The 24231-nt window shown below is 64.1% G+C and carries 25 protein-coding genes and 2 pseudogenes; 10 read left to right on the plus strand and 17 right to left on the minus strand.

The features are described from left to right. From ACF0H6_RS08915 to ACF0H6_RS08970, 12 genes are all read right to left on the minus strand, one after another. Positions 1–678 carry an SDR family oxidoreductase gene (locus tag ACF0H6_RS08915; RefSeq protein ID WP_395249282.1) on the minus strand — a complete coding sequence of 226 codons (678 nt, stop codon included), beginning with the start codon at positions 676–678 and terminating at the stop codon, positions 1–3. An 11-nt stretch (positions 679–689) separates the two neighbouring features. Next, positions 690–2180 carry an NAD-dependent succinate-semialdehyde dehydrogenase gene (locus ACF0H6_RS08920; RefSeq protein WP_395249916.1) on the minus strand — a complete coding sequence of 497 codons (1491 nt, stop codon included), beginning with the start codon at positions 2178–2180 and terminating at the stop codon, positions 690–692. Positions 2181–2189: 9 nt separating this feature from the next. Further along, a complete protein-coding gene (locus tag ACF0H6_RS08925; protein ID WP_395249283.1) occupies positions 2190–3377 on the minus strand; it encodes an iron-containing alcohol dehydrogenase family protein in 1188 nt (395 codons plus the stop codon). Position 3378: 1 nt separating this feature from the next. Next, positions 3379–4365 carry an NAD(P)-dependent oxidoreductase gene (locus tag ACF0H6_RS08930; RefSeq protein WP_395249284.1) on the minus strand — a complete coding sequence of 329 codons (987 nt, stop codon included), beginning with the start codon at positions 4363–4365 and terminating at the stop codon, positions 3379–3381. 36 nt (positions 4366–4401) lie between these two features. Continuing rightward, positions 4402–5919, minus strand: coding sequence for an aldehyde dehydrogenase (locus ACF0H6_RS08935; protein ID WP_395249285.1), 1518 nt, complete (start codon positions 5917–5919; stop codon positions 4402–4404). An 11-nt stretch (positions 5920–5930) separates the two neighbouring features. Continuing rightward, the gene (locus ACF0H6_RS08940) at positions 5931–6707 is read right to left on the minus strand and encodes a mandelate racemase/muconate lactonizing enzyme family protein (protein ID WP_395249286.1); all 777 of its coding nucleotides are present in this window, start codon (positions 6705–6707) and stop codon (positions 5931–5933) included. Beyond that, positions 6653–7033, minus strand: coding sequence for a hypothetical protein (locus ACF0H6_RS08945; protein ID WP_395249287.1), 381 nt, complete (start codon positions 7031–7033; stop codon positions 6653–6655). Before ACF0H6_RS08945 ends, ACF0H6_RS08940 begins: the two co-directional genes overlap by 55 nt. Before the next feature lie 5 nt (positions 7034–7038). Beyond that, a complete protein-coding gene (fae, locus tag ACF0H6_RS08950) occupies positions 7039–7596 on the minus strand; it encodes a formaldehyde-activating enzyme (protein WP_395249288.1) in 558 nt (185 codons plus the stop codon). Positions 7597–7598: 2 nt separating this feature from the next. Next, entirely contained in the window at positions 7599–8414 is an 816-nt protein-coding gene (locus tag ACF0H6_RS08955; protein ID WP_395249289.1) for a glycine betaine ABC transporter substrate-binding protein, read from the minus strand. A 198-nt stretch (positions 8415–8612) separates the two neighbouring features. Then, a complete protein-coding gene (locus ACF0H6_RS08960) occupies positions 8613–9398 on the minus strand; it encodes an ABC transporter permease (protein ID WP_395249290.1) in 786 nt (261 codons plus the stop codon). Beyond that, the gene (locus ACF0H6_RS08965) at positions 9395–10432 is read right to left on the minus strand and encodes an ABC transporter ATP-binding protein (RefSeq protein WP_395249291.1); all 1038 of its coding nucleotides are present in this window, start codon (positions 10430–10432) and stop codon (positions 9395–9397) included. The genes ACF0H6_RS08960 and ACF0H6_RS08965 overlap by 4 nt, the downstream gene beginning before the upstream one ends. After that, positions 10425–11090: an ABC transporter permease gene (locus ACF0H6_RS08970; RefSeq protein WP_395249292.1), complete on the minus strand. Its 666-nt coding sequence runs from the start codon at positions 11088–11090 to the stop codon at positions 10425–10427. Before ACF0H6_RS08970 ends, ACF0H6_RS08965 begins: the two co-directional genes overlap by 8 nt. A gap of 140 nt (positions 11091–11230) precedes the next feature. Between ACF0H6_RS08970 and ACF0H6_RS08975 the strand changes: the two genes are divergently transcribed. The 3 genes from ACF0H6_RS08975 to ACF0H6_RS08985 all read left to right on the plus strand — a co-directional run bounded on the left by ACF0H6_RS08975 (position 11231) and on the right by ACF0H6_RS08985 (position 14616). After that, on the plus strand, positions 11231–12094 hold the full coding sequence (locus ACF0H6_RS08975) for an IclR family transcriptional regulator (protein ID WP_395249293.1): 864 nt from the start codon (positions 11231–11233) through the stop codon (positions 12092–12094). Positions 12095–12346: 252 nt separating this feature from the next. Further along, positions 12347–14068, plus strand: coding sequence for an alkaline phosphatase family protein (locus tag ACF0H6_RS08980; protein ID WP_395249294.1), 1722 nt, complete (start codon positions 12347–12349; stop codon positions 14066–14068). Between the two features lie 206 nt (positions 14069–14274). Beyond that, on the plus strand, positions 14275–14616 hold the full coding sequence (locus ACF0H6_RS08985; RefSeq protein WP_395249295.1) for a hypothetical protein: 342 nt from the start codon (positions 14275–14277) through the stop codon (positions 14614–14616). Positions 14617–14691: 75 nt separating this feature from the next. On the opposite strand, the gene ACF0H6_RS08990 is transcribed toward ACF0H6_RS08985, so the two are convergent. Next, positions 14692–14991: a hypothetical protein gene (locus ACF0H6_RS08990; RefSeq protein ID WP_395249296.1), complete on the minus strand. Its 300-nt coding sequence runs from the start codon at positions 14989–14991 to the stop codon at positions 14692–14694. Positions 14992–15353: 362 nt separating this feature from the next. On the opposite strand from ACF0H6_RS08990, the gene ACF0H6_RS08995 reads away from it, so the two are divergent. Next, the gene (locus ACF0H6_RS08995; protein WP_395249297.1) at positions 15354–16850 is read left to right on the plus strand and encodes a CHAD domain-containing protein; all 1497 of its coding nucleotides are present in this window, start codon (positions 15354–15356) and stop codon (positions 16848–16850) included. Positions 16851–16874: 24 nt separating this feature from the next. On the opposite strand, the gene ACF0H6_RS09000 is transcribed toward ACF0H6_RS08995, so the two are convergent. Both ACF0H6_RS09000 and ACF0H6_RS09005 read right to left on the minus strand, forming a co-directional pair. Beyond that, a complete protein-coding gene (locus tag ACF0H6_RS09000; RefSeq protein ID WP_395249298.1) occupies positions 16875–17177 on the minus strand; it encodes a DUF4193 domain-containing protein in 303 nt (100 codons plus the stop codon). Between the two features lie 101 nt (positions 17178–17278). Then, the gene (locus ACF0H6_RS09005; RefSeq protein WP_395249299.1) at positions 17279–17782 is read right to left on the minus strand and encodes a MarR family winged helix-turn-helix transcriptional regulator; all 504 of its coding nucleotides are present in this window, start codon (positions 17780–17782) and stop codon (positions 17279–17281) included. 98 nt (positions 17783–17880) lie between these two features. On the opposite strand from ACF0H6_RS09005, the gene ACF0H6_RS09010 reads away from it, so the two are divergent. Both ACF0H6_RS09010 and ACF0H6_RS09015 read left to right on the plus strand, forming a co-directional pair. Next, positions 17881–18618: a hypothetical protein gene (locus ACF0H6_RS09010; protein WP_395249300.1), complete on the plus strand. Its 738-nt coding sequence runs from the start codon at positions 17881–17883 to the stop codon at positions 18616–18618. Beyond that, positions 18615–19418, plus strand: a complete 804-nt coding sequence (locus ACF0H6_RS09015; RefSeq protein WP_395249301.1) for an SDR family NAD(P)-dependent oxidoreductase — start codon at positions 18615–18617, stop codon at positions 19416–19418. Before ACF0H6_RS09010 ends, ACF0H6_RS09015 begins: the two co-directional genes overlap by 4 nt. A gap of 27 nt (positions 19419–19445) precedes the next feature. On the opposite strand, the gene ACF0H6_RS09020 is transcribed toward ACF0H6_RS09015, so the two are convergent. After that, positions 19446–20045: a DUF1992 domain-containing protein gene (locus ACF0H6_RS09020; protein WP_395249302.1), complete on the minus strand. Its 600-nt coding sequence runs from the start codon at positions 20043–20045 to the stop codon at positions 19446–19448. 451 nt (positions 20046–20496) lie between these two features. Here ACF0H6_RS09020 and ACF0H6_RS09025 point away from each other — a divergent pair, with 451 nt between their 5' ends. Both ACF0H6_RS09025 and ACF0H6_RS09030 read left to right on the plus strand, forming a co-directional pair. Continuing rightward, positions 20497–20748, plus strand: coding sequence for a DUF2630 family protein (locus ACF0H6_RS09025; protein ID WP_395249303.1), 252 nt, complete (start codon positions 20497–20499; stop codon positions 20746–20748). A 163-nt stretch (positions 20749–20911) separates the two neighbouring features. Continuing rightward, positions 20912–21973, plus strand: a complete 1062-nt coding sequence (locus ACF0H6_RS09030; RefSeq protein WP_395249917.1) for a D-TA family PLP-dependent enzyme — start codon at positions 20912–20914, stop codon at positions 21971–21973. Positions 21974–22070: 97 nt separating this feature from the next. Here the strand turns inward: ACF0H6_RS09030 and ACF0H6_RS09035 are convergent. After that, positions 22071–22849 (minus strand): annotated as a pseudogene (locus ACF0H6_RS09035) (SDR family NAD(P)-dependent oxidoreductase). A gap of 83 nt (positions 22850–22932) precedes the next feature. Here ACF0H6_RS09035 and ACF0H6_RS09040 point away from each other — a divergent pair. Together ACF0H6_RS09040 and ACF0H6_RS09045 are read left to right on the plus strand one after the other, a co-directional pair. Beyond that, on the plus strand, positions 22933–23550 hold the full coding sequence (locus ACF0H6_RS09040; RefSeq protein ID WP_395249304.1) for a TetR family transcriptional regulator: 618 nt from the start codon (positions 22933–22935) through the stop codon (positions 23548–23550). Positions 23551–23569: 19 nt separating this feature from the next. Then, positions 23570–24030, plus strand: a pseudogene (locus ACF0H6_RS09045) (NUDIX domain-containing protein); the annotation flags it as partial. Between the last annotated feature and the right edge of the window lie 201 nt (positions 24031–24231).

Below are 24231 nucleotides of genomic sequence, written 5' to 3' on the forward strand. Positions count from 1 at the left end.
TCAGAACTCCTGCCCAGTAGCCCGGATCGTCACTTCCGATACGTCGACGCCGGGCGGTTGGGCGAGCGCCCAGAGCATGGCTTCTGCCACGGATTCCGGAGCGATCGCGGCGTCGGGCGCTTCCTTCCACAGAGGTGTGTCCACATGACCGGGGGCGATGTGAAGCACCCGGACACCGCTGCCGACAAGCTGTTGCCGGAGGGATTCGGCGTAGCCCGTCACTGCCCATTTGGTGGCCGTATACAGGTTCCCGGGATACACCTTGCGTCCGGCGGTGCTGCCCATGAGGACCATGTGCCCGCGATTGGCCGTTAGATGCGGCAATGCTGCCTTGGCCAGGATCGCGGGGCCATAGACATTGGTGAGTACCATGTCCCGCCAAACTTCGGGGTCGCCGTCGGCAAGGTCCCCTGATGCTGAGAATCCTGCGTTGGCCACCGCGACGTCGAGTCCTCCCATGGCCTCGACGGCGGCAGCCACGGCGTCGCGCGTTTGATCCCAATTCGCGGCGTCGGCGATGGCGCCGTAAGCGCGGCCACCGCCGGTGCCCGGTCCGGAACATGACTCAAGAAATGCTGTCAGCCGGCCGGCGTCGCGTCCTGTTGCAAACACGTCATGGCCAGCGCGGAGGGATTCGCGGACCAGGGCGGCACCGATCCCGCTGGTGCCGCCCGTCACGATAATCCGCACTAAACGCCAACCATGGGGTCCGCGATGCCGATGTAGCGGGTTTCCAGGTACTCCTCGATGCCTTCCGTGCCGCCCTCCCGTCCCATACCGGACTGCTTGACGCCGCCGAACGGTGCTGCGGGATTGGACACGATGCCGGTGTTCAGCCCGAACATTCCCACGTCCAGACGCTCCGAAAGCCGGATCCCGCGGTTCAGGTCCCGGGTGAAGGCGTATGCCACCAAGCCGAATTCAGTGTCGTTGGCCACCTCGATGGCTTCGGCCTCCGTGCGGAAGCTCACCACGGGTGCCACCGGCCCGAAGACTTCCTCCTGCAGGATCCGCGCGGTGGCGGGCACATTGGTCAGTACCGTGGGCGGGTAAAAGTAACCGTCGCCGTCCGACGGCGACCCGCCGGTCAGGGCCGTCGCTCCCCCGGCAATGGCGTCCTGGACCAGCTCATCCACTTTGGCGCGGCTCTTGGCGTCAATGAGGGGCCCGATGTTGGTCCCCTCCGCTGATCCGCGGCCGAGCTTGAGGGCGCCCATGCGCTCCGCGAGGCCGCGGCTGAATTCCGTGGCGAGCGATTCATGCACGATGAAGCGGTTGGCCGCGGTGCATGCTTCACCCATATTCCGCAGCTTGGCCAGCATGGCGCCATCCAGGGCGGCGTCGAGGTCCGCGTCCTCAAAGACCAGGAACGGGGCGTTGCCGCCAAGTTCCATGGAGGTCCGCAACACCTGGTGGGCCGAATCGGCGAGGAGCTGCCGGCCCACTCCGGTGGATCCGGTAAAGGACAATTTCCGCAAGCGGCTGTCCCGGATCAGCGGACCCGTCACCTCGCCCGGGCGAGTGGTAGGAATGACGTTCAAGACACCAGCGGGCAGTCCGGCTTCCCGGAACACCTCAGTGAGGAGCAGCGCCGTCAGAGGCGTGAGGTTTGCGGGTTTGAGCACCATGGTGCAACCGGCAGCAATCGCCGGCGCAATCTTGCGGGTAGCCATAGCCAACGGGAAGTTCCACGGCGTGATGAACAGGCACGGACCCACGGGACGCTTGGTAACCAGCAGCCGCGACTTGCCGTCCGGAGCCGTGGAATAGCGGCCGGATATACGCACGGCTTCCTCGGAGAACCAGCGCAGGAACTCAGCACCGTAGGCCACTTCACCGCGCGATTCGGCCAGCGGCTTGCCCATTTCCAAGGTCATGGCCAGGGCGAAATCGCCGGCATGGGCGGTGACCAGTTCGAAGGCGCGGCGCAGGATTTCCCCGCGTTCGCGTGGCGGAGTCGCAGCCCAGCTGTCCTGGACGCGGGCCGCGGCGGCAAGCGCCTGATCGCCGTCGGACGGCGATGCATCCGCGATCCAAGCCAGCGTGGCACCGGTGGAGGGATCCTCGACGGCGGAGGTGGCGCCGTCGGACGCATCTCTCCATTCGCCGTCGATGAACAGCTGCTTCGGCAGCGTTGCTACGAACTCCAGTTCGGAGTCTGTCAGCGTGGGGGCCAGGATGTTTTCCACTTAGAGCGCTTTCTCGAGGATCGTGCGGATTTCGACGGCGGTGGGCGCCACGGGGGTGTTGTTGATGACGGAGTCGGCCAGTGTGTCTTCCACGAGGGAGTCGAGGTCAGCTGCGGTGACACCAAAATCAGCGAGGCGCGCAGTCATGCCGACGTCGCGGGCCAAGGCAGCAACAGCAGTGATCGCAGCCTCAGCGTTGGCCTCCACGGAGGCCGCGGTATCCCCCACGCCCAAGGCGAAAGCCAGCCGGGCAGTCCGGTCCAGGCGGTTGCGGAGGTTCAGCAGGAGCACATCCTCGATCACGAGACACAGGGCCAGGCCGTGCGGGATGTTGAAGCGGCCGCCTAGCGGGTGCGCAATGGCATGCACTAGACCGAGGCCGGTGTGCGAGAAACCGACGCCGGCAATGTGCGAGGCCAGGAGCAGCTGCGAGCGCGCCTCCAGGTCCGATCCGTCCGCCACTGCGCGCGGCAGGAACTCGGCCACCATGGACACCACCTGGAGGGCGATGCCGTCCGAATACGGGTTCTGGCGGATGGAGGAGTAGGACTCGATCGCGTGGGTAAGGGCGTCCATTCCGGTGGCTGCCGTGGCCTTCGGCGGGAGGGCGAGAGTCAGCTCGGGGTCCAGCACGGCGGCTTTGGGGAGCGCGGACTCGTGGCCGACGTAGAACTTGCGGTGGGCCTCGACGTCGGTGACCACACCGAAAGCGTTGACCTCCGCGCCGGTGCCTGCCGTCGTCGGGACCGCCACGATGGGCAGCGCCGGGTTGGCGAAATGGTTGCTGTAGTCCAGCCCTGCGCCGCGGGCCGGGTTCACGGCTCCCAGCGAGATCCCCTTGGCCGCGTCCATGGACGAGCCGCCGCCCACGGCGACGAGGACGTCAACGTTGGAGGATGCGGCCAGGTCGGAGCCCGCATCGACGCAGGTGGTAGTCGGGTTGGGGGTGACGCCGTCGAACACAGTGACCCGCAGCCCCGCGGCCTCGAGCGAGGCGCGGACGGCGGCCACGACGTCGGTAGTGGCGAGGAACGGGTCCGTGACGATCAGCACGTTCTTCCCGCCGAGCGCGGCCACGATCCCGCCGACCTCGGCCACCTTGCCGCGGCCAAAGTAGGCCGTCGGCTTGGGGTCCAGGGTCAGTTCAGTGGAGGCCAGCTCCGCGTGGATCTGCATTTGGGTGTGCATGTCAGGCTCCTTCTGCTGCCGGCGCAGGGTCATTTGCGGGAACGGTCCGCAGTTGCACGCCGATGGCGTCTTCGTAGAGTTTCACGGGGGTCATTTCACCGGCTTTGTCGCCGTAGAGGGCCTTGGCCCGGCGGTAGAGCTGCTCCACGAGCGAGGACAACTCCACTGGAACTCCCACAGACCGGGCGAGGTCCACGGATAAGCCAAGGTCCTTGCACGCCAGGGCGATGGCGAAGCCTTCGTCGTAGTCGCCGTGGTTGAGGATGGACAGGACGTCGTTCTGGACGAAATTGGAGTTGGCCGGGCTGGCGATGAGGGCCTGCCGCAGGACTTCCAGGTCCACGCCGGCCTTGACGCCGGTACTGAGGACTTCGGCGGTGGCCACCAAGTGGGAGAACCACAGCTGGTTGATCATAAGTTTTACGGCGTAACCGGCTCCGTGGCCGCCTACGTGCAGGATCCGCTCCGGATCGCCCATCGCTTCGAACACCGGGCGAAGGCGCTCGACGTCGGCAGCGTCGCCGCCGACGAAGATCTGCAGCATGCCATTCGCTGCGCCCACGGACATTCCGCTGACCGGCGCGTCAAGGACGCGGATGCCGCGGGCAGCGCCGGCCTCCCGGACCCGGTTGGCCACCTCGGGGACAGAAGTGGACATGTCCACCCACGTGCCGCCGTCGGGCAGTCCAGCGAGGATCCCGCCGGGAGCCATTGCGACGCTTTCCACATGCTTGGGTGTGGGAAGCATGGTGATCACGACGTCGGAGCCGGCGGCGACTGCCGCGGCGGAGTCCGCCCATTCGGCGCCGTTGGCCAGGAGATCCGCGGCGGATTCCTTGCGGACGTCATTGACGATCAGTTGGAAGCCGGCAGCCTGCAGGTTACGGGTCATTCCGGAGCCCATATTGCCCAGCCCGATGAATCCGATGCGGGCAGTTCCGGGGAGCATAAGCGCGGTCGCGGCAGCGTCGTGCGCTGTGGTTGTCATATCAAGTCTCGTTTCGAGTTTTCGATGTTCAATGGCTCAGTCATTCAGGGCTTCATCGCCCAGGTTGATCCACGTGGTTTTCAGGGCGGAGTAGGCGTCCAGGGCATGCAGGGAGCGGTCCCTGCCGAAGCCGGACTCCTTGAATCCACCGAAGGGAGTGATGATGTCCGCGACGTCGAAGGTATTCACCCAGACAGTGCCGGCGCGCAATTCGCGGGCAACGGTGTGCGCCTTGGTGATGTCCTGCGTCCAGACGCTGGCGGCGAGCCCGTACTTGCTGTCGTTGGCCATCCGGACGCCCTCGGCAGCACCCCGAAAGGTGCTGACGGCCAGGACCGGCCCGAAGATTTCCTCTTGGCCGATGCGCCCGGCGTTGTTGACCCTGTCAAGGACCGTGGGCTCCAGGTAGTAGCCGTTTTCGACTCCGGCCGGGTGGATCCGGTTCCCGCCGCTGGCGACGGTGACGCCCTCGGATTCAGCGATGTCGTAGTAGCCCTGGATGCTCTGCAGCTGCCGGTCATCGATGATGGTGCCGATCTGGGTGGCAGGGTCCAGAGGGTCGCCGAGTTGCAGGGAGCGGCCTACCTTGATGACCTCTTCAAGCAGTTCATCGTGGATACGTTCGTCCACCAGCAACCGGGATCCGCCGTGGCAGGTCTGGCCGGCGTTGTAGAAGATGCCCCATGCAACGGCGGACGCACACGCGGCGATGTCGCCGACGTCGTGCAGTACTACCTGCGGGGACTTTCCGCCCAGCTCCAGCGCCACCTGCTTGCCGTTGGACTCGGACGCATAGCGCTGGAAGTAGCGGCCCACTTCCGGAGAACCGGTGAAGGTGATCTTGTCCACGAGCTGGTGGCGGCCCAATGCTGCTCCGGCCACGTGGCCCAGGCCCGGGATGACGTTGAAGACGCCGTCCGGCACGCCTGCCTCCGTGGCCAGCTCGGCCAAGCGAAGGGCACTGAGGCTGGTCTGCTCCGACGGCTTCAGGACCACCGAGTTGCCGGCGGCCAAGGCCGGCGCCACCTTCCAGGCGGAGATAATCAGCGGGTAGTTCCAGGGAACCACCGCGCCGATCACTCCGAGCGGCTCCCGCGAGATGATGGCCAGGGCGTTTCGAGGAGTGGGTGCGACGTCGTCGTAGACCTTGTCCAGCGCTTCCGCGTACCAACGGAACGTGCGGGCGCAGCTCGGGACATCGACGGCGAGCGCATCACTGATCGGGTGGCCGCTGTCCGTTGATTCCAACAGCGCCAGTTCCTCAAGGTTTTCCACGATGAGTTCGGAGAGCCGTGTGAGGACCTGTTGGCGGTGGCGGCGGTCGGTGCGGGACCACACGCCGGATTCGAAGGCGCGGTGGGCGACCCCGACGGCGTCGTCCACGTCTTGCTCCCCCGCGGCCGCAATGTGGGCGGTGACCGAGCCGTCGCGGGGCGAGACGGTGGGGAACGTTTCGCCGTTGCGGGCGTCCCGGAAGCCGCCGTCGATGTAGAGTCCGGTGGCTGGTTGCTGGGCAGCGGCCCGACGGATCCAGTCGTTCTTAGTTGCAGTCATCGCGTGGTTCCTTAGACCGAGTACTTCTTGACGGCGTCGTAGTCGATAACAGCTCCCAGGCCCGGGAGGTCGGGCACCCGGAGTGCGCCGTCGTCGTCGATCTCCAGCGGCTCCATGAAGAAGTCGCGGCGTTCCGGCGTCCAGCCCGGCGGATCATAGGGGAATTCCAAGTATGGCCCCGCATCCACGCCCGCCGCCACGTGCAGGTTGGCCAACAGCCCGAGGCCGTTGCTCCAGGTGTGTGGGGTGAAGAAGCGGTGCTTAAGGTTGGCGGTTTCGGCCACCTGGCGCGCCCTGTACATACCCACGGCAAGGGATACGTCCGGCTGGTAGATGTCGTAGGCGTCGGCTTCGATGAGAGCCATCATCTCGGACATGCTGCGGACCATTTCGCCGCCCGAGACTTGGATTCCGGTCTGTTCGCGGACGCGCTGCGCACCCTTGATGTCAGCCTGTGGAAGGGGTTCCTCAAGCCAGCGGACGCCCAGTTCGGCCAGCTGTGCAGCGAGCTTGTGGACCTTGGCCAGTTCCAGGGCCGGTTCAATGTCCCCGCTCATGCGCCACATCTGGTTAAGGTCCACCATGAGGTCGAAATCGCTGCCCACGGCCTCGCGGGCAGCACGGACGGATTCGACGCCCTCTTCGAGGCGATCCCGGGAGATACGGATCTTCATGGCCTTGAAACCGCGGTCCTTGGCTGCGAGCGCTGACTCGGCCCGGGCGGTGGGCGATTTCAGCTCTCCGGAGGAGGCGTAGGCAAGCAGTCTGTCCCGGGCCCCGCCGAACAAAGTGGCAACCGGCAGCCCGGCGACTTTGCCGATAATGTCCCAGAGCGCCGCTTCCAGGGCCAGTAGCGGCCGCCGTGGAAGTTGATGGTCTCGATCCGGCGGACCTGGTTGAGAATGGCCAGCGGATCGGTGCCGATGAACAGGTGCTCATAGGCTTCGAAACCGTCCATGGTGTCGCCCGAACCGACGCCGGTGATGCCCTCGTCGGTTTCCACTTCTACGAGGGTGGCCGGGAAGGAAGTGCGGGGTACGGGGTCCCAGGCGGCATTGAAGGGCGGGTCGAGAGGCAGGACCATGCGGGTCAGCCGGATTGCGGTGATCTTCATTGTTTTCAGCCTCGCGGGGTGAAGAAGGGATTGGACGGTGAGTTGCGTGCCTCGATCACCGCGGAAGAGGAAGGCAGATGCTGTGCGCCGTTTTCCAGGGCGGTGCGGACAGATTCGCGGTTATTGCGGTAGACGGCGTCTTCGTCATCGGCGGCGGGATTGACCCAGACGGCGGCGATCACCACGTGCGAGTCGGCCTGCTCTCCCGTGACTGTCCCGTTGGCCAGTGCATCCGCGACACCGGCTGCGATGCCGGCCTGCGCTGCACCCCAGATGAGGTTGCCGTGCTGATCATTGGCCGGGGCGGCCTTGGTGACAAACAAGGTCAGCGGCTTGACCGGAAGGGAAGGCCGGAGGACAGCGACAAAGGGGACATGCCCACTGCTCGGCGTCGCCAAGGCCGTAGCCCAAGCAATGCCGGCAGGGCCGTCCCGGTGACCGAGGACCGTGTTCACGTGGGCCGCATTGACGCCGTCGCCTATGAACGATTCGCCAATCTGTACAGCGGTGGTCCGCGCCGCCCGCGCCGGCGTGTCTTGAACGGCAAACTGTTCAGCAGTCATCCCTAGATCAGTCCTTCGGAGGTGAGCCAGTCCTTGGCGATCTGGGCCGGATCGTCACCATCGACGTCGGCCTTGGCATTGAGCTTCTGCATGACCTCGGTGGTGAGCTTCGGAGAGACCTTTGCCATGATGTCTGCGATGGCCGGGTACTTGGCCAACATGTCCGCCTTGATGGTGAGGGCTCCCTGGTAGATGGGGAAGAACTGCTTGTCGTCCTGCATGACCTGGAGCTTCAGCGCCGAGATCCGGCCGTCCGTTTCGAAGACTTCGCCGAAGTTGCAGTCCTGGCCCTTCTGGGTGGCGGTGTAGATGACCCCGGTGTCCAGCATGGAGACCTTGGCGTCGGGGCTCAGTCCGTAGGCCTTCTTCAGCCCGGGCCAACCGTCGTCCCGGGTGGAGAATTCGCTTTCCATACAGAAGGTCTGGTCTTTTGCCGGGAGCTTCGCGATGTCGGAAAGGGACTTAATGTTCAGTTCCTTCGCCTTGTCCTCACGGATAGCGAAGGCGTAGGTGTTGTTGAGCGGGGCCGGATCCAGCCACGCGATGCCTTTCTTGGCATCGGCGGCCTTCACGGAATCGAACATTTGCTTCTTGTCCTTGATTGGCGTGGTCTGCTTGTTGTAAGTGATCCACGAGGTGCCCGTGTATTCCCAGTAGCCGGCGAACTGTCCGGTTTCGAAGGCAGTACGGACGTTGGCCGAGCCAACCACTTTGGTGTTGGTGGTGGTCTTGGCGCCGTGGGCGTTCAGTACCTGGCTTGTGATGTTGGTCAGGATGAATTGTTCGGAGAAGTCCTTGGCGCCGAATACGCCGGTCAATCCGTCGAGCTCTTTGCCCTTGGCTGTGTCTGTGGACGAGCTCGCGGAGCCACCACATGCGGTGAGGCTCAGGGCGGCAACGACGCCGGTGGCCAGGAAGTGCGAGAAGTGGTTTCTTCATGTTGGATCCTTTGCTGAAGTGGACAGGCGCCACTGAGGGGAACACTTTGAGGATTTCGGGCGGTGGAGGAGGTGGGCCTAGAGGCCTTTGGGCTTGAGTAGGTCTTCGGCCAGTCCAGCGAGCCAGTCGATGGTCAGGGCAATGCAGGAAACCACCACGGCTCCAGTGATAAGCACGGGCCAGCGCTGGAGTTTGAGGCCGTTGATGATCATGTCGCCCAGGCCTCCGGCGTTGATGAACGTCGCAACCGTGGCCACACCGACGCAGAACACCAAGGCGGTACGGAGACCGGCCACGATCACCGGGATAGCCAAGGGAAGTTCAATCCGGGTGAGCACCTGCAACGGGTGCATGCCCATCCCGCGTGCGGCTTCGGTGAGGCTCTTGTCCACCTGTTCCAAGCCCACCAGGGTGTTCCGGAGGACCGGCAGGACGGAATAGGCCACCAAGCCCACGAGAGCCACTTCGAAGCCGAGCTTCCACACGATGGCGAGGAGAATGACAAGGCCGATCGCGGGGGTGGACTGGCCAACGTTGGCGATGCCGAACACCACTGCGTGGACGGCCTTGGACCGAATGCGGCTAAGGGCGATGCCGGCCGGGACGGCGATCACAGCGACGATCGCGGATGCGACCACGGTCAGCCGTACATGCTCCAAAGTCCGGTCCTGCAGATATTGCCAGTTCAAGGTCCGTTGTTCGATCGAGTCCAGGGACAGGGAACTCAACCAAAGGAAGAGCGCCAGCAGCCCGAGGACGATGACTACCGGGGTCCCGAACCGCTTGACGGAGAAGTACTTCCCCCGCCGGTTAGATGCTGTTCCGAAGGCCGTGGCAAGATCCAAAGTGGCTTGGGCTGTCATGGCTGGACTCCACCGGCGGCTCCCGCGCTGCTCAACGCGTCGGGAAGGATTTCGGTACCCAGGACAGCAGAAATCTTCTCGATGTCGATCGATCCGACCACCCTGCCGTGTTCGCTGACCACGGCTACCGGCCTCCCCCCGGAGAGGACCAGCGCATCAAGCGCATCGCGGAGGGAATCATTGATGCGAACCTCTATGGCGCCGCGGATCGCCACGCCGGGGCCGAGCGTGGCTTGGTTCACCGGAATCAGGCCCAAGCGCTTCAGGGCTGCGCCGTGTCCCACAAACTGAGAGACGTAGTCGTTGGCGGGATTGGCCAGGATATTTGCCGGAGTGTCGAACTGCTCGATCTGCGAGCGTTCGGACAGTACTGCTATACGGTCGCCGAGCCGGACCGCCTCGTCGAAGTCGTGGGTGACGAAGACGATCGTCTTGCTCAGCTTTTCCTGTAGCCGGAGGAATTCGCTCTGCAGCTTTTCGCGGGTGATGGGGTCCGTGGCACCGAAAGGCTCGTCCATGAGCATGACTGGCGGATCCGCCGCCAACGCCCTGGCCATGCCGACGCGCTGCTGCTGGCCGCCGGAAAGCTGCCGCGGGTAGCGGGAAGCGAAGACCTTGGGGTCGAGTTCGACGACGGACAGCAGCTCATCGACGCGGGCTTGGGTCTTGTTTTTGTCCCAGCCGAGGAGTTTGGGGACCACGGAAATGTTCTCGGCGATGGTCATGTGCGGGAAGAGGCCGATCTGCTGGATCACGTAGCCGATCCGGCGGCGGAGCTCGTTGGGGTTCAGGGAGAGGATGTCCTCGCCGTCAATGGTGATGGATCCCGACGTCGGCTCGATGATTCGGTTGATCATCTTCATGGTGGTGGTCTTGCCACAGCCGGAGGGTCCCACGAACATGATCAACTCGCCGGGAGCGATGTCCATGGAGAAGGATTCAACGGCGGGTCCGGTCTGGCCGGGGTAGGTCTTGGTGACGTCCTTGAGGACGATCCGGGCGCCGGCGGCCGGACGGGAGATTGTTTCAGGCACGAAGTCCCCTTGAAGTAGTGAGGCGGCGGATGAGGACGAACGCCGCATCCAGCAATAGGGCAAGAATGATGACGCCGACGGTTCCGACGAGGGCAAAGTTCAGGGCGTTTTTGGAACCGAGGCTGGAGAGGCCTTTGAAGATCATTCCGCCAAGGCCGGGTCCGCCCACGTAGGCGGCGATCGCGGCGATACCCATGGAGAGTTGGGCTGAAACTCTCACGCCGGTGAGGACCACAGGCCACGCCATGGGTAGCTGTACACGGAACAGCGTCCTTACTGTTCCCATGCCCATGCCCAGGGCGGATTCGGAGACGGCTGGCGGAACTTCGCGCAGTCCCACCACCGTATTGCGGATGATGGGAAGGAGTGCGTAGAAGGCCAGTCCCACGATGGTGGGGGTCCAGCCGAGGCCCAGCACCGGGATCAGCAGTGCCAGCAGGGCCATGGACGGAATGGTCAGGCCGACGCCGGCGCCGGCGATCGCCACTGAGCGGCTGATCGGCTTATTCCACACAAGCACTCCGATGCCGACGCCGACTACCGTGGCGATCAGCAGGGAAACCAAAACAACCACAAGGTGCTGAGTGGCGGATTCGGCGATTTCTGCCGATCTCTTCGTGAGGAACAAACCGAAGTCCGAGAAGAACGAGTCGTTCAACGTGATCCTCCTTTTCACTTCGTCGGGTCAAGGATGAGGACTCAGAACTGCGTGAGCCATGCCACAACGTTATGGGGAGAGTTCCCTTTTGCGCAATGCGAGTTGTTGATATGTCAACTCGACATTGCTATCGTCATCCTATGAGTGACTCAAAAGTGTCCGCAGCAGCCCGTTCCCCGCGGCGCAATTCTTCGGGCCTGCGGCGCGATCTGGAACTCCTGGAGATTCTGGGATCCCCGGAGGCCGTCGCCTCCTCGGGACTGGGCGTCAGCAAGGTTGCCGAGATCGCAGGCCGGGACAAAGCGCAGGTGTCACGGACGCTTGCCACCCTGGCCGAAGCGGGCCTGGTGGACAGGGATCCGGATAGCCTGCTCTACAGCCTCGGTTACGGCCTTTACGCCTTGGCCGCCCGGACGGCGGAGGCGAGGATGGTCAGCGCCTCGGCGCCCTTCCTCAAACGGGTTTCCGCGGCCACCCATGAGACCACGCACCTGTGCGTTCTACGTGGCGGCACAGTTCTCACGCTGAAGAGCGAGATGTCCAACCACACCTACAGAGCACTTGGCTGGGAAGGCGTAAGCGCAGACGCCTGGGGCACGTCCTCCGGCCGCGTGCTGGTCAGCGACTGGGACACCACAGCCCTGCGCGATTGGTACGACACTAATGCCGCCAAGGCCTCCGAGTTGAAGGACCCCTCTCCTTTTGCGCTTGAGGCGGGACAGGGCCAAACCGGTCCCCGGCCCAACAAAATCCAGACCTTCGAGGATCTTTGCGCCGAGATTTCCCTGATCCGCCGCCGCGGCTACGCGGTGGTCGATGAAGAGTTCGAACCCGGGGTGGTGGGTGTATCGGCCCCCGTGTACGACTTCAAGAAGCGGATCGTCGCAGCATTCAACGTCAGTGCACCGAAACAGCGGTTCGGCCGCCACTTGGAGCAAGCCGGCGCCCTCGCGGCGAAAGTGGCAATTGAGTTTTCGGCGTCATTGGGCGCGCCCGTCGGGTAAGCAGCCAAAGACAACGTCCTGAAACGACGGTAGAACTCCTCCGCCACAAAATCGCGTACTCCCCGCCACCCGGGGGTTACGCGATTTTCCCTGTGAGTTGCGGAAGAATTCGGCTACTCCTGATTGAACCTGTCATGAACGTTTTAGCGGTGGGGGCAAATCCGCGGGACAGGACCCTTCTCCAGGCGCAAGAATCGACCCGGGTAACACCTCCAGTCGATAAGCAATGCAATAGCGAAGGGTCTTATTTTGATGAAGACAGCTAAGAAAAACGGGCTTGCCGCAGCGGCGGTTCTCGGCGCCGTGCTGATGGCCGGATCCGCCATAGCGCCTGCGATGGCCGACGACGCTTCACGTGGCGGCCAGGGTGCCCAAGGTCAGCAGGGCTCAGACAACAGCCAGGACCAGGGCGCCCAAGGTGGCCAGGGCGAAACCTCGAAGCATGTCCTGCTTCTTTCGGTGGACGGCCTCCACCAGAAGGATCTGGACCTGTATGTGAAGGACCACCCGACGTCGGCCCTGGCATCGTTGGTCAACCACGGCACCAGCTACACGCACGCCCAGACTCCCGTGCCGTCGGATTCCTTCCCGGGCATGGTCGGCCAGCTGACCGGCGGCAATCCCGGGACCACCGGCGTCTACTATGACGACACCTTCAACAGGGCACTCCTGCCCGCAGGCACAACGGACTGCAAGAACACTGCACCCGGCGCAGAGGTGGCCTTCACCGAAGCAGCCGACAAGAACCAGCAGGCCCTCGACGCCGGCCAGGGCCTGCCCGGGCTTCCGGCCAGCATCCTGAACATGACTGGCCAGCCCGGCGCACTCCTTGACCCGGCCGCCCTCCCGGTTGACCCGGCGACTTGCAAGCCGGTCTACCCACACCAGTATTTGAAGGTCAACACGGTTTTCGAAGTGGCGAAGAGCGCCGGAATGACCACCGCATGGTCGGACAAGCACCCGGCCTACGAGATCCTGAACGGCCCGTCCGGCAAGGGCCTGGATGACCTGTTCACCCCCGAGATCAACAGCAAGGCGGCCGCTCCGTTCACCGGCGACTGGACGCAAGACAACGCCGCAACGCAGCAGTACGACGGCTATAAGGTCCAGGCAGTGGTCAACGAAATCGACGGCAAGGACCACTCCGGCACCAAGACGGCCGCCGTACCGGCGATCTTCGGGATGAACTTCCAGTCCGTCTCCACCGCGCAGAAGCTCCCGACGTCGGACGGCCTCACCGGTGGCTACCTTCAGGGCGGCACCGTTCCGGGACCGCTCCTCAGCAAGGCTTTGGATTTCATCAACGCCTCCGTGGGCAAGTTCCAGGCCTCGCTGGCCACTTCCGGCCACGCAAAGGACACCACCGTGATCCTTTCCGCCAAGCACGGACAGTCCCCCACGGACCCGGCAGCACTCACAAGGGTGCCTGACAGCGCAATCATCAACGGCCTGAACGCTGCCTGGAAGTCGGCCCACCCCGGCACCGCGGACCTTGTGGCATTCTCAACCGACGACGACATCATGCAGCTGTGGCTCTCGGACCACTCGCAGGCAGCCGCACAGTTCGCCAAGGACTACTTGGCGGCGCACTCGGCAGCGGGCAATGACATCAACGGCGCAGCCAAGACTGTGACCGCATCAGGGCTGAGCAAGGTCTATGCCGGCAGCGAAGTTGCGAACTACTTCGGCACCAAAACCAGCGATGCCCGCTACCCGGACATCCTCGGAATCGCCCAGACCGGCGTGGTTTACACCGGCGGCAAGGCCAAGATCGCCGAACACGGCGGAGCCAGCGCGGACGACCGCGATGTGCCGCTCGTGATCTCCGGCGCCAATGACGAGCACGCCCGGACCGTAACCAGCGCTGTGGAGACGACGCAGATTGCGCCGACCATCTTGAAGACGCTTGGCCTGGATCCGAACAAGCTGCAGGCTGTTCAGATCGAAGGAACCAAGGCCCTCCCCCAGCGCTGATCCCCCGCTGATCTCCGCCTCATCCAGGGCTGATCCGGCGCACAGCCAACACTCGAGGGGTCCCGCGGCCAGACGGCCGGGGGACCCCTCCGCCGTCGTTATCCAAGCCCAAGCTGCAAGCAACGGATTGTTGCGCGGGCCCGGCTTGCCTTGGGCACTGCTCGACGTCTGCTTACAATCAAACGTCAGCAACTACTGAGGGAACCATGAAGAAAATCACCACCACCCTGCTCGCGGCCGGGCTCCTCGTCTCCGCTTCAGCCTGCTCCGCACCCCAGCAGCTGAGCACCGCGGACACCTGCAGCCGGGTCAAGACCGTCATCTCGAACCCCACGAACAGCACCGACAAGACCGGAATGATCCGGTTCGCCAACGCGATCCGCCCTATCTTGGCCGTCTCCTCGGATGAGCTGAAGCCCACCCTGAAGGCAATCGTGGACTATCTCGACGAATCCGCGAAGGATAACCCGGATTCCGCGAAGGTCGATTCGCTGAAGGCCGGTTACCAGAACGCGGGCACCGATTACAGCAAGTACTGCGGCGCCTAAGGGCACTTTGAACCCCGTACCCGGGGGCTGGCCATGGATGCCCAGCCCCCGGGTGGCCAGCGGCCCGTACACGCGCTAAAGCGCCGTATGTTTCCCGAACGGGTGATGGCCTGTTGCCGGCTGCCCGTGGTGACCCAGCCATTCGGCGAGGGCCTCACGCAAGATCTCGCTGGGCGTGAGGCTGAGCGTCTGGGAAGCCGACTCCAATGCGCGGTCCAGTTCCTCGGGGATCTTGAAATCCAAGGGTGAGGGACTGCTGCCTTCACGGCCGTTCGAAAGCACACCGTCGCCGCGCAACAGCTTGCCGGCGGCCGGCTCCATGTCGTTTTCAGTCCACGCCGAAAGGCGCTCGAAATGACTCACATCTCGTGGCATGATTTTCCCTCCCAACATTCAACCATCCTCCGTTGCGGAGCCCCCGTCACCTTTTCCGGGTAAGTGGGCGCAAACTATCGCCGGTTCCCCGGGATGGTTGGACGAGGCGGAGGTCGACCGGGTCCGTTCGGAACCTTGAGAGTCGCAGAACGGACCCGGCGCTCACACTTGATGTGAGACCGTGACGGACATCGCTCAGCACAAGGCTGGTGCCGTCAGTGCGATCTTATGGCCTCAGCGGATTCCGGTCTAGCAAGGCTGCCGCCCGCAAGAATCCCGCCTGAGATGCCACAGCGGTCTTTTCCGGGAGGAGGCCAAGGTGGGACGATGCCTATATCAGCGACGAGAAAGGCGTGAGTGACATGTCCGCCCAGGAATCCGTGGAAACAGAACGCAAATACGAAGCCACCCTCGAGACGCCCCTTCCCGCGCTCGGTGACATCGCCGGCGTCGAACACGTGGCAGACCCTGCTGAGCATCAACTTGAAGCCGTCTACTTCGATACGGACGGCCTCGTCCTCGCGCGGCACCGCATGACTCTGCGTCGCCGAACAGGGGGCTCCGATTCAGGCTGGCACCTGAAACTCCCGGCTGCCGGGGACAGCCGGGAGGAGATCCATGCCCCCTTGGGCCAGCCGGAAACCGTTCCCGAGGAGCTGGAAGAAAGGCTTCTCGCGTTCACCCGCCAGGCCGTGCTCAGGCCCGTGGCGCGGATCCACACTCACCGCACTACCCATCGGCTTCAGGGAAGCGAAGGCGTGACTCTGGCCGAATTCGTGGATGACCATGTGACAGCCGAAACCTTGCATCCCGCGCAGCCGGAGAAGCCATGGCGGGAATGGGAAATCGAGCTGGTCCATGGCGACGAAGCCCTGTTTCAGGATGCGGAACGCGTCTTGTCCGAGACCGGTGCAACCCGTTCGGGGCACGCCTCCAAGTTGGCCCGCGCGTTCGGCTCTGCGTGGCCGGCCGCGGTACCGGCGTCGCCCAAGGCGCGCCCGAAAGGTCCTGCGGGAGACGCTGTGGTTGCCTATGTGGCCTCGCAAATCGCTGAACTCACCGCTCTTGACTACAAGGTCCGCCAAGGCGCCGACGACGCCGTGCACCACATGCGGTCGGCAACCCGACGGCTCCGCTCAGCATTGGCCACCTTCGGAAAGCTATTCGACGCCGAGGCCGTAACAAATCTTAAGGTTGAGCTCAAATGGCTGACTGAAGCCCTGGGCAAGGCCCGGGATGCCGAGGTCTTGCGGGACCGGATCGGAGACCTGCTGAATGAGCAGCCCGATGGCCTCCTGTCCGGTCCGGCGGCCACCAAGATCACCGAGGACCTCGAAGACGCCTTCAACTTGGGGTACCGCGAGATGCTCCATTCCCTGGGAACCGCGCGCTATTTCCGGCTCATGGACGCGCTTGATAAATTCCGCGACGAGCCTCCCGCAAAACCCCGTGCCGGAAAGAAGGCCCGTCCCGTCACGGCCAAGCTCGCGGCCAAAGCGATCAAGCGGTTGCGCCGCTCGCAGAAAGCGGCGGCGGGGAGCACCGGCGTCGAACATGACACAGCGCTGCATCAGGTCCGCAAAGACGCCAAACGGCTGCGGCACGCAGCCGAAGCACTCCAGGATGTCCATGGGAAACCCGCTGTTCGGCTGGCCAAGGACGCCCAGAAGATCCAAAAGATCCTCGGGGAGCACCAGGACAGCGCAATAGCCCGGTCGGTGCTGCTTCGCCTTGCAACTGACACCGACCGGGACAAACCTGCTTTCGGCCGTTTGCTCGCTGCCGAAGAGCAGCGAGCAACAGACTCCGAAGCCCGTTATGTAAAGCTCGCCAAGAAGAATCGCTTGAATCCCCTGTGACGGCTGGGGCTACACGGTAGAGGCTTAGCCTTCGCACTCCACGCAGTAGGCGTGGCCATTCTTCTCACGGGCGATCTGCGAGCGGTGACGGACAAGGAAACACGAGTAACAGGTGAACTCGTCTTCCTTCTGCGGCACAACCGCAATGATCAGTTCCTCGGCAACGAATTCGCCGCCGGGCACCTCGCTGCCTTCAAAAGCATCGGCTTCATCGAGCTCCCGGACTACGCTGCGGGCGTCAGGGGCATTGGCAGACTGGAGTGCCTGAAGTGACGTGCTTTGGGATTCCGCGACGTCGGAGCGGAGTTCGTCGTAATCGGTTGCCACCTGGGGTTTTCTCTTCTCTTAAGTATTGACTGGCGAATGTGCAACATACACCATGCGGCTGCTATTCCCCACAATGTGGCGTTCATTGTGCCGTCATCGTCCTATTCGCGCCCGACGGCGGGACCGGCCTCGCGGGGTTGGCGTCCGACGTCGCGATGGAGATCCTGGTCGAGCCCGTGGCCGTTGGCGAGTTGCGCGAGCAGGCCGTCAAGTTGCGCGATCTGCTCGCTAGTCAGCGGTGCCAAAAGCTCCGCTTCGTGCTGTTCGGCAATCCCGCGCAGTTCACTCAGCACGCGTTCGCCCGCCTCCGTGAGGTGGAGCTCGTAGTGCCGCCGGTCCGTGCTGCTGCGCATCCTCTCCACGAGTCCGCGTTCCTCCAATGAGTCAATGAGGGTAACCACTCGGCTGGGGACTGCACCCAGCCGGTTCGCCAAGGACCGCTGGCTTAACCCCGGGGCGCGCCCGAGCAGACGGATGACGCCGGCGTCGCTGGGCGTGAGGCCGATCTCCCGTGCGCGGTCGGCAAAGCGGGAGGACGCCACGGCGCCAAGCTGTGACAAGAGGAAGGCGGTCCGTTTCGGCCGGCCCGGCGTGGCTAAGTCCATGGATTCAGGATACATGCTTGACAGAATAATTCTACAGATGAATCATTTGAGTAGTGATTCAATTAAGAATCTTCCGCCACTACGAGAAAGGCTCAGCCATGAGTACCCATTCGATTCCCGCTGAAGGCCGACCCGCCCGCTCGGGCGGCCCGCACCCAGGAATTCTTGCCACCGTCAGTTTTGGCATTTTTCTCGTCAGCCTCATCACGTCCGCAGTCCTTACCGGCGGCCAGACGTTCGTCTCGCCGTTTTCCCCGACCGGGCAAGTGGCCGCGTTCTTCCAGCAGAACGTCAACGCAATTCGCGTCACCGCAATGCTTCAGTTCGGCTCCGCGGTGCCGTTGGGGATCTATGCAGCCACTGTCTACGCGCGGCAACTTCGGCTCGGCGTCCGCGTTCCGGGACCGGCCATCGGCCTCTTTGGCGGCGCCAGCGCAGCTTTCTTCCTCATGCTCTCCGCCTCCGTCACTTGGCTGCTCAGCCGGCCCGAGATCACCACGGATGTCACTCTCACGCACGCACTCGCGTTTCTCGCGTTCATCACCGGCGGAGTAGGGTTCGTCGTCGGAATCGGCCTTCTCGTGGCGGGTATCGCCGTTCCTGCCCTGATCCTGCGCTTCGTTCCCCGCTGGCTGGCCTGGACCGGCCTGGTGATTGCCGCGTTGTCCGAGCTGAGCTTCCTGTCGATGGCGATCGAGCCGCTCCAGTTCCTGCTCCCGATCGGGCGCTTCGGCGGGCTAGTGTGGTTGGTGGCCGCTGGCTTCTTACTCCCGCGCAACCGGGCGGCGGCCAACCAAGAGCCCCGCGCGTCTCACTCAAGCCATGTAACGCCATGACGACGGCGGATCCCACCCTGCCGATGTCCGGCCAGATCGCGCTGGTCACCGGGGCCAGCCGCGGAATCGGCGCAGAGATCGCAGCGGCACTGGCTCGCGCCGGGGCACACGTCGTCCTCGCTTCACGCGACAGCGCAGCCCTCAGCCAACGCGTCGCCGCCATCACCGCGGACGGCGGGAAAGCCGTGGCCATGTCCGTGGATGTGGCCAACGAAGACTCGGTCAAGGCACTGCTGGCCCAGATCCGGGACCGCTTCGGACGGCTCGACGCGGCGGTCAACAACGCAGCAGGCGGCGGACGGATCCCGGCGCCTCTTGCCGAGTGGGCGAGCGAGGAGTTTGACAGTGCAGTCTCGGTCAGCCTGCGCGGAGTCTTCCTCTGCCTGAAGTACGAGATCGAACTCATGCTGGCCAGCGGGAGCGGCGGGGCGATCGTCAACATGTCCTCCACGGCTGGCGAACAAGGTGTAGCTGGCTTGAGTGGCTACGTGGCGAGCAAGTTCGGCGTCGGCGGCCTCACGCGCGTGGCCGCACTCGACTACGCTGCCCAAGGCATCCGGGTCAACGCGATCGCGCTTGGCCCCATCCTCACTGAGCGGCTCGCCGCTGCGGGCCAGGCCGCCCAGGATCGCGTCGCCGCCGCCGTACCGCTCGGCCGATTCGGCTCCTTGGCGGACATTGCCGAGGCTCCCCTCTGGCTGTGCTCGGACCAGTCGTCGTTCGTCACCGGAACCGTCCTCGCGGTCGACGGCGGCCGTCTCGCTGGAACGCCCGCGTTCAACATGGGCCGGAATCGCTGATCTCCGGCTTAGGGGGACCGGTTCCACTTAGGAGGACCGGTTCCACACCCTCCGCCACCACGGGCTTCTTGGTGCCGATTCGTGCTTGTGGTTTATCCCTTTGTGGTTCACCGCTTCCTGCGCCGCCGCTGCCTGTACCGCTGCCTCCGCAGCTGCAGCCCGGCGCCCTTGCCAACGTTCCAGCTCGACGCCGACGTCGCGGGTCTTCGTGACCACTGGGGGTCCGCCCTGAAGCTGGCGCCGGGCGTCGATGACGCTGGCGTTGAAATCCTCCACCAGCTCCCGCACCTGCTTCTCTGAGTGCAAGGCATCGAGTTTCGCATCCAATTCGGCATCCTCAGTGCGGAGCAGAATGGCCTTCGGTCCCAAGCCGCTGAGCTGCTCGCGCTGAATGAGGCCTTTGACCCACCAGTCGGGATCGTAACGCTCCCCCAGACCCGGGATCGGCTTGCCTGAGTACTTCAGGTTGTCGAACTTCCCCTGTGCCATGGCGTCGCGGATCAGATATTCCACTCGCGCGGCGTCGTCCACTTTCTTGCGCTTCTGCCGCTCCGCGTCCTCCGCGGCCGCGAGCTCGGCTTCTTCCTGGGCGCTCATGCCGGTGGCGCGGACAGTTCGCAGCTCCATGCCACGCTCCAACCTGCGCCTGAACGCACCATTTTCACCGGTCACGATTGAGCACCGCCTTCGCTTGCGGGAATCGCTGGATGTGCACCCTAGTATTCCGCAAACAGTTCGCGCTAGCTATTGGCCCCGTGAGGCACTCAAATTTGCGCTGTTCCCCAGCGTTATAGGACAAAACGTGTGTATGGGAGGGGCGTGCTTCCCGGTCGGGGCGCGGGGTTCACCCGGCCTATGACCCCGCGCAAGAGCTGAGCGACACGGCAAATGCATTTCGACGCGTGAATTCCGGTGTCGACAGGGATTGAGCGCACCCGCAAGTATTTGCGCGTCGCGAGGTTCCGGGGGGTTATAGGGACGAAGGCCACCGGCACCGCCCTGCGTTCCCTGCCTCTGGCCACTACCCGCGCATCTCATTACCCTGACTGGTAACGGCTACTTCAGGAAGAGGCACACCATGGACGAACAGGGCATTCTCCAGCGAATTCACTCGCTCGTTGACGAGGAACGGGAGCTCCGGGAAAAAGCCGAAACTTCCCCGCCTGGTCCAGAGCACACCCCTGACCGCGTAAGGCTGGAGCGCCTTGAACAGGATCTGGATCAGTGCTGGGACCTGCTGAGGCAACGGCGGGCCAAGAGGCAGTACGGGGAGAACCCGAACGAAGCCAAACCGCGGCCGGTCAAGCAGGTGGAGGATTACAACGGCTGAACCGGAGAGCAAATGCGGGACGACAACCAAGCACGTTAGCCTTTTCTTGGATGCGATCCGCATTCCGTTTCAGGACCAGCCAAGGGCGCCCACGGGCCAAGCCCGGAAGTGAGATCTCTACGTGAACCGAGTAGTCCCCGCCGAAATCGTGACTCCCGAGATCATGATTGACATTGATGTGCTCGAGCGGAACATCGAACGGATGGCATCGAGCATGCGCAACAGGGGACTCAAGCTGCGGCCTCACGTTAAGACCCACAAGACCCTCGAAATCGCGTCCAAGCAGCTCGCTGCCGGCGCCCACGGACTGACCGTCGCGACGATCGGGGAGGCAGAAGTCTTCGCCGCAGGCGAGGCCAGCGACATCTTCATCGCCTATCCGCTCTGGATAACCGCACACCATGCCGATCGCCTCCGGACGCTGGCCGCGAAATGCACCATCGGCGTCGGACTTGACTCTGTTGAGGGCGCTGCGGCCATGGGCAGCCAGCTCGGAGCCGACGCCGGCAGCATCAACGTACTCATCGAGGTCGACAGCGGACACCATCGCAGCGGCGTACTGCCAGGTGAGGTCGGCGATGTCGCCCGGGCGGCGGCGGCCGCCGGGTTGAACGTCACTGGCGTTTTCACCTTTCCAGGGCACAGCTACAAGCCCGGGATGCCAGTAGGCGCGGCCCAGAACGAGAATGAGGCCCTGGGCCAAGCAACAGCTGAGCTGGAGGCCGCGGGCTTTGAAGTCAACGAGATTAGCGGCGGTTCCACGCCGACAGCCCTCCTGGCGGGCGAAACAGCGGCGACGGAACTCCGCCCCGGGGTCTACGTCCTAGGTGACGCCCAGCAGCTCGAACTCGAAAGGTGCACTTGGGACGACATCGCCTTGACGGTCGCGGCGACTGTCACCAGCCGCCATGAGGCCCGTGGCGGTAACTTGCGGCGCGTAATTGTCGACGCCGGCAGCAAGATCATGGGGAGCGACCGTCCGGCTTGGGCCACCGGGTTTGGCAGGCTGCCCGACTACCCCGATGCCAGGATCACGGCCCTGTCAGAACATCACGCGACCATCGAATGGCCGCAAGACACCGAGCTGCCCGCGTTGGGACAGCGCCTGAGGCTTGTGCCCAACCATGTCTGCCTGGCCATGAACCTCGTTGACGAGGTCACGATTGTCAAGGACGGCTCCGTGGTGGACCGGTGGGCGGTCGCAGCCCGCGGACGGAACAGCTAAGGGATTTGGAACGCACCTCCTAAGGAAGAGGACGACGGCGGGAAGCTCCCGCCGTCGTCCTCTTCCCTTGGTGGACCGTCGCGTCGGCGAGGCGCACTTACAGTGCCGACCAACCGCCGTCGGACGCGAGGATGGCACCGTTGACGTTGGTGCCGTCCTCGCTCAGCAGGAACGTGATGGACGCTGCCAACTGCGCGGCAGTCGCAGGGGTGGGAATGGTGGCGCCCATCAGCGGGCCGAGGCGCTCGGCAGCCAACTGGGACCCCCAACTGGCCTCGATGTTCGTGATCGTGGGGCCGGGGGCGACGGCGTTGAAGCGCAGCCCCTTCGGTCCGTACATCACTGCCGAGTTCTTGGTGAGGCCGACGACGGCATGCTTGGAGGCGGTGTACGTGGCACCGGCCGCGGATCCCGCAGCCCTGCTTCGGAGGCGACGTTGACCACGGATCCGGCGCCTGCCTCAAGCATGAGCGGCACTACGGCGCGGGTCAGGCGCATCAGGGCCGTGACGTTGATCCTGAAAACGCGGTCCCACATGGCGTCGTCCACCTCGTGGATCGGCGCGAAATTGTCCATGATGCCCGCAATGTTTGCCAGCGCATCCACGCGGCCGCCTGCGGCAACGACGACGGCGGCGACGGTTTCCTCGGTGGAAATGTCACCCGCAACGGGCACCAAGTCCAAGTTCCCGTTTTCGGCAACCAGGTCATCCAGGCGTTCCTTGCTGATGTCGGCGGCGATAACCCTGCCGCCTTCCCTGGCGACACGCAGCGCCGTAGCCTGCCCGATGCCTGAGCCAGCGCCTGTGACGATGACTGTCTTACCGGCAAAACGGCCTCTGGTTACGGTTTCCTGCCATGTACCTTCGTTGCTCATCATGACCTCCTGGACGTTGTTGGTGCTTCCCAAATTCACTTTATGACACTACGTGTCATTATGTAAGGGTGAATACTGGTGAGATGTTCTCAGACGATGCGAAGACCCCCGTCGCGCGATCTGCGGGACGGCCGGCGACGATCGATCCGGACGCGATCGCCGGCGTCGCGCTCCGGCTTTTTGCCGAGAACGGCTACGAACAGACGTCAATGGAAGACATCGCACGCGAGGCGGGAATCGGGCGGAAGAGCCTCTACCGCTATTTCCCCAGCAAGGCCGACCTTGTCTGGGGCGGCATGGAACCAGCGGTCGAGGCATCGGGCCGGACCCTGGATGCGGCACGCACGGCGGGCGATTCCGGCGGCGGCATCCTGGCGGGACTGCGGGCCGCCGCCGTCGCCGGGGTTTCGGCACTCCCGGACCTTTCCGTAACGCGCGGGCGCCTACGCCTGATCGCCGAACACCCCGAACTCGCCAGCAGAAGCCACGACGCCCTCGCATCCCAACGCGAGCGGGCACGGCTTTACCTCGTTGCACTCGGCGTCAGTGAAAGTGCCGCCGGTTACCTCTGCGCGGCCTATCTCGGCGCGACGTTCGAGGCGTGGATGCAATGGGCTGCGGGGAACGCTGCGGATCCAGTGCCGTATTTGGTGGAAGCGATCGGTGTGCTGCGGGTTCCAGCCGCCGGACCACGCGGATAGCCTTGGCATGGGAGGGCAAGTGACCGTTCGAAGCGCAGGAATTCTGCTGTACCGTCGAGATTCTGCTGCGGAAGTGGAAGTGTGGATAGCCCACATGGGCGGCCCGTTCTGGGCCCATAAGAACTCCCGCGCCTGCCCATCCCCAAAGGCGAATACCCCGAAGACGAGGATCCGTTGGTGGCCGCCAAGCGTGAATTCGCAGAGGAAATAGGGACCCCCGCACCTGCCGTCGACTACCTCAAGCTGGGCACTTTCCGGCAGCCGTCGGGCAAGCTGATCACGGTCTTCGCGGCGGAATCGGACTTCGACCCCGAACAAATCGTGAGCAACACCTTTGACCTCGAGTGGCCGAAAGGTTCCGGCGCGGTCCGGAGCTTCCCGGAGATCGACAACGCTGTCTGGGCCACAGAAACCGTTGCCCGCACCAAGCTTGTGAGCGGCCAGGTCCCGATCCTCGACGCGCTGATCGAGCACCTCGGGGAGGGGCGGCTGAATGGGATCGACGTCTGTGAAGTTGGACGATCATTGGCCGAGTGGGACGTCTTCCCGCCTCGAAAACTGCTTCTTCTGAAGCTCCGGGTCTCCCCTGACGAACGCATCGACGGCCCGCGTAGTGAACGCTTTTGGACCCAAATGACCCTTGGACCTAATAATGTCGGTGCCTCCTGCGATGCTGTGGGT

It is taken from the genome of Arthrobacter sp. NA-172 (genome assembly GCF_043952055.1).
Taxonomy (GTDB): Bacteria; Actinomycetota; Actinomycetes; order Actinomycetales; family Micrococcaceae; genus Arthrobacter.

Coding starts and splice junctions, on each gene's coding strand:
- ACF0H6_RS08925 (WP_395249283.1), bottom strand. CDS start 3,377: ATGCACACCCAAATGCAGATCCACGCGGAGCTGGCCTCCACTGAACTG.
- ACF0H6_RS08930 (WP_395249284.1), bottom strand. CDS start 4,365: ATGACAACCACAGCGCACGACGCTGCCGCGACCGCGCTTATGCTCCCC.
- ACF0H6_RS08935 (WP_395249285.1), bottom strand. CDS start 5,919: ATGACTGCAACTAAGAACGACTGGATCCGTCGGGCCGCTGCCCAGCAA.
- ACF0H6_RS08945 (WP_395249287.1), bottom strand. CDS start 7,033: ATGAAGATCACCGCAATCCGGCTGACCCGCATGGTCCTGCCTCTCGAC.
- fae (WP_395249288.1), bottom strand. CDS start 7,596: ATGACTGCTGAACAGTTTGCCGTTCAAGACACGCCGGCGCGGGCGGCG.
- ACF0H6_RS08960 (WP_395249290.1), bottom strand. CDS start 9,398: ATGACAGCCCAAGCCACTTTGGATCTTGCCACGGCCTTCGGAACAGCA.
- ACF0H6_RS08975 (WP_395249293.1), top strand. CDS start 11,231: ATGAGTGACTCAAAAGTGTCCGCAGCAGCCCGTTCCCCGCGGCGCAAT.
- ACF0H6_RS08980 (WP_395249294.1), top strand. CDS start 12,347: ATGAAGACAGCTAAGAAAAACGGGCTTGCCGCAGCGGCGGTTCTCGGC.
- ACF0H6_RS08985 (WP_395249295.1), top strand. CDS start 14,275: ATGAAGAAAATCACCACCACCCTGCTCGCGGCCGGGCTCCTCGTCTCC.
- ACF0H6_RS08990 (WP_395249296.1), bottom strand. CDS start 14,991: ATGCCACGAGATGTGAGTCATTTCGAGCGCCTTTCGGCGTGGACTGAA.
- ACF0H6_RS08995 (WP_395249297.1), top strand. CDS start 15,354: ATGTCCGCCCAGGAATCCGTGGAAACAGAACGCAAATACGAAGCCACC.
- ACF0H6_RS09005 (WP_395249299.1), bottom strand. CDS start 17,782: ATGGACTTAGCCACGCCGGGCCGGCCGAAACGGACCGCCTTCCTCTTG.
- ACF0H6_RS09010 (WP_395249300.1), top strand. CDS start 17,881: ATGAGTACCCATTCGATTCCCGCTGAAGGCCGACCCGCCCGCTCGGGC.
- ACF0H6_RS09015 (WP_395249301.1), top strand. CDS start 18,615: ATGACGACGGCGGATCCCACCCTGCCGATGTCCGGCCAGATCGCGCTG.
- ACF0H6_RS09020 (WP_395249302.1), bottom strand. CDS start 20,045: ATGGAGCTGCGAACTGTCCGCGCCACCGGCATGAGCGCCCAGGAAGAA.
- ACF0H6_RS09025 (WP_395249303.1), top strand. CDS start 20,497: ATGGACGAACAGGGCATTCTCCAGCGAATTCACTCGCTCGTTGACGAG.
- ACF0H6_RS09030 (WP_395249917.1), top strand. CDS start 20,912: ATGATTGACATTGATGTGCTCGAGCGGAACATCGAACGGATGGCATCG.
- ACF0H6_RS09040 (WP_395249304.1), top strand. CDS start 22,933: ATGTTCTCAGACGATGCGAAGACCCCCGTCGCGCGATCTGCGGGACGG.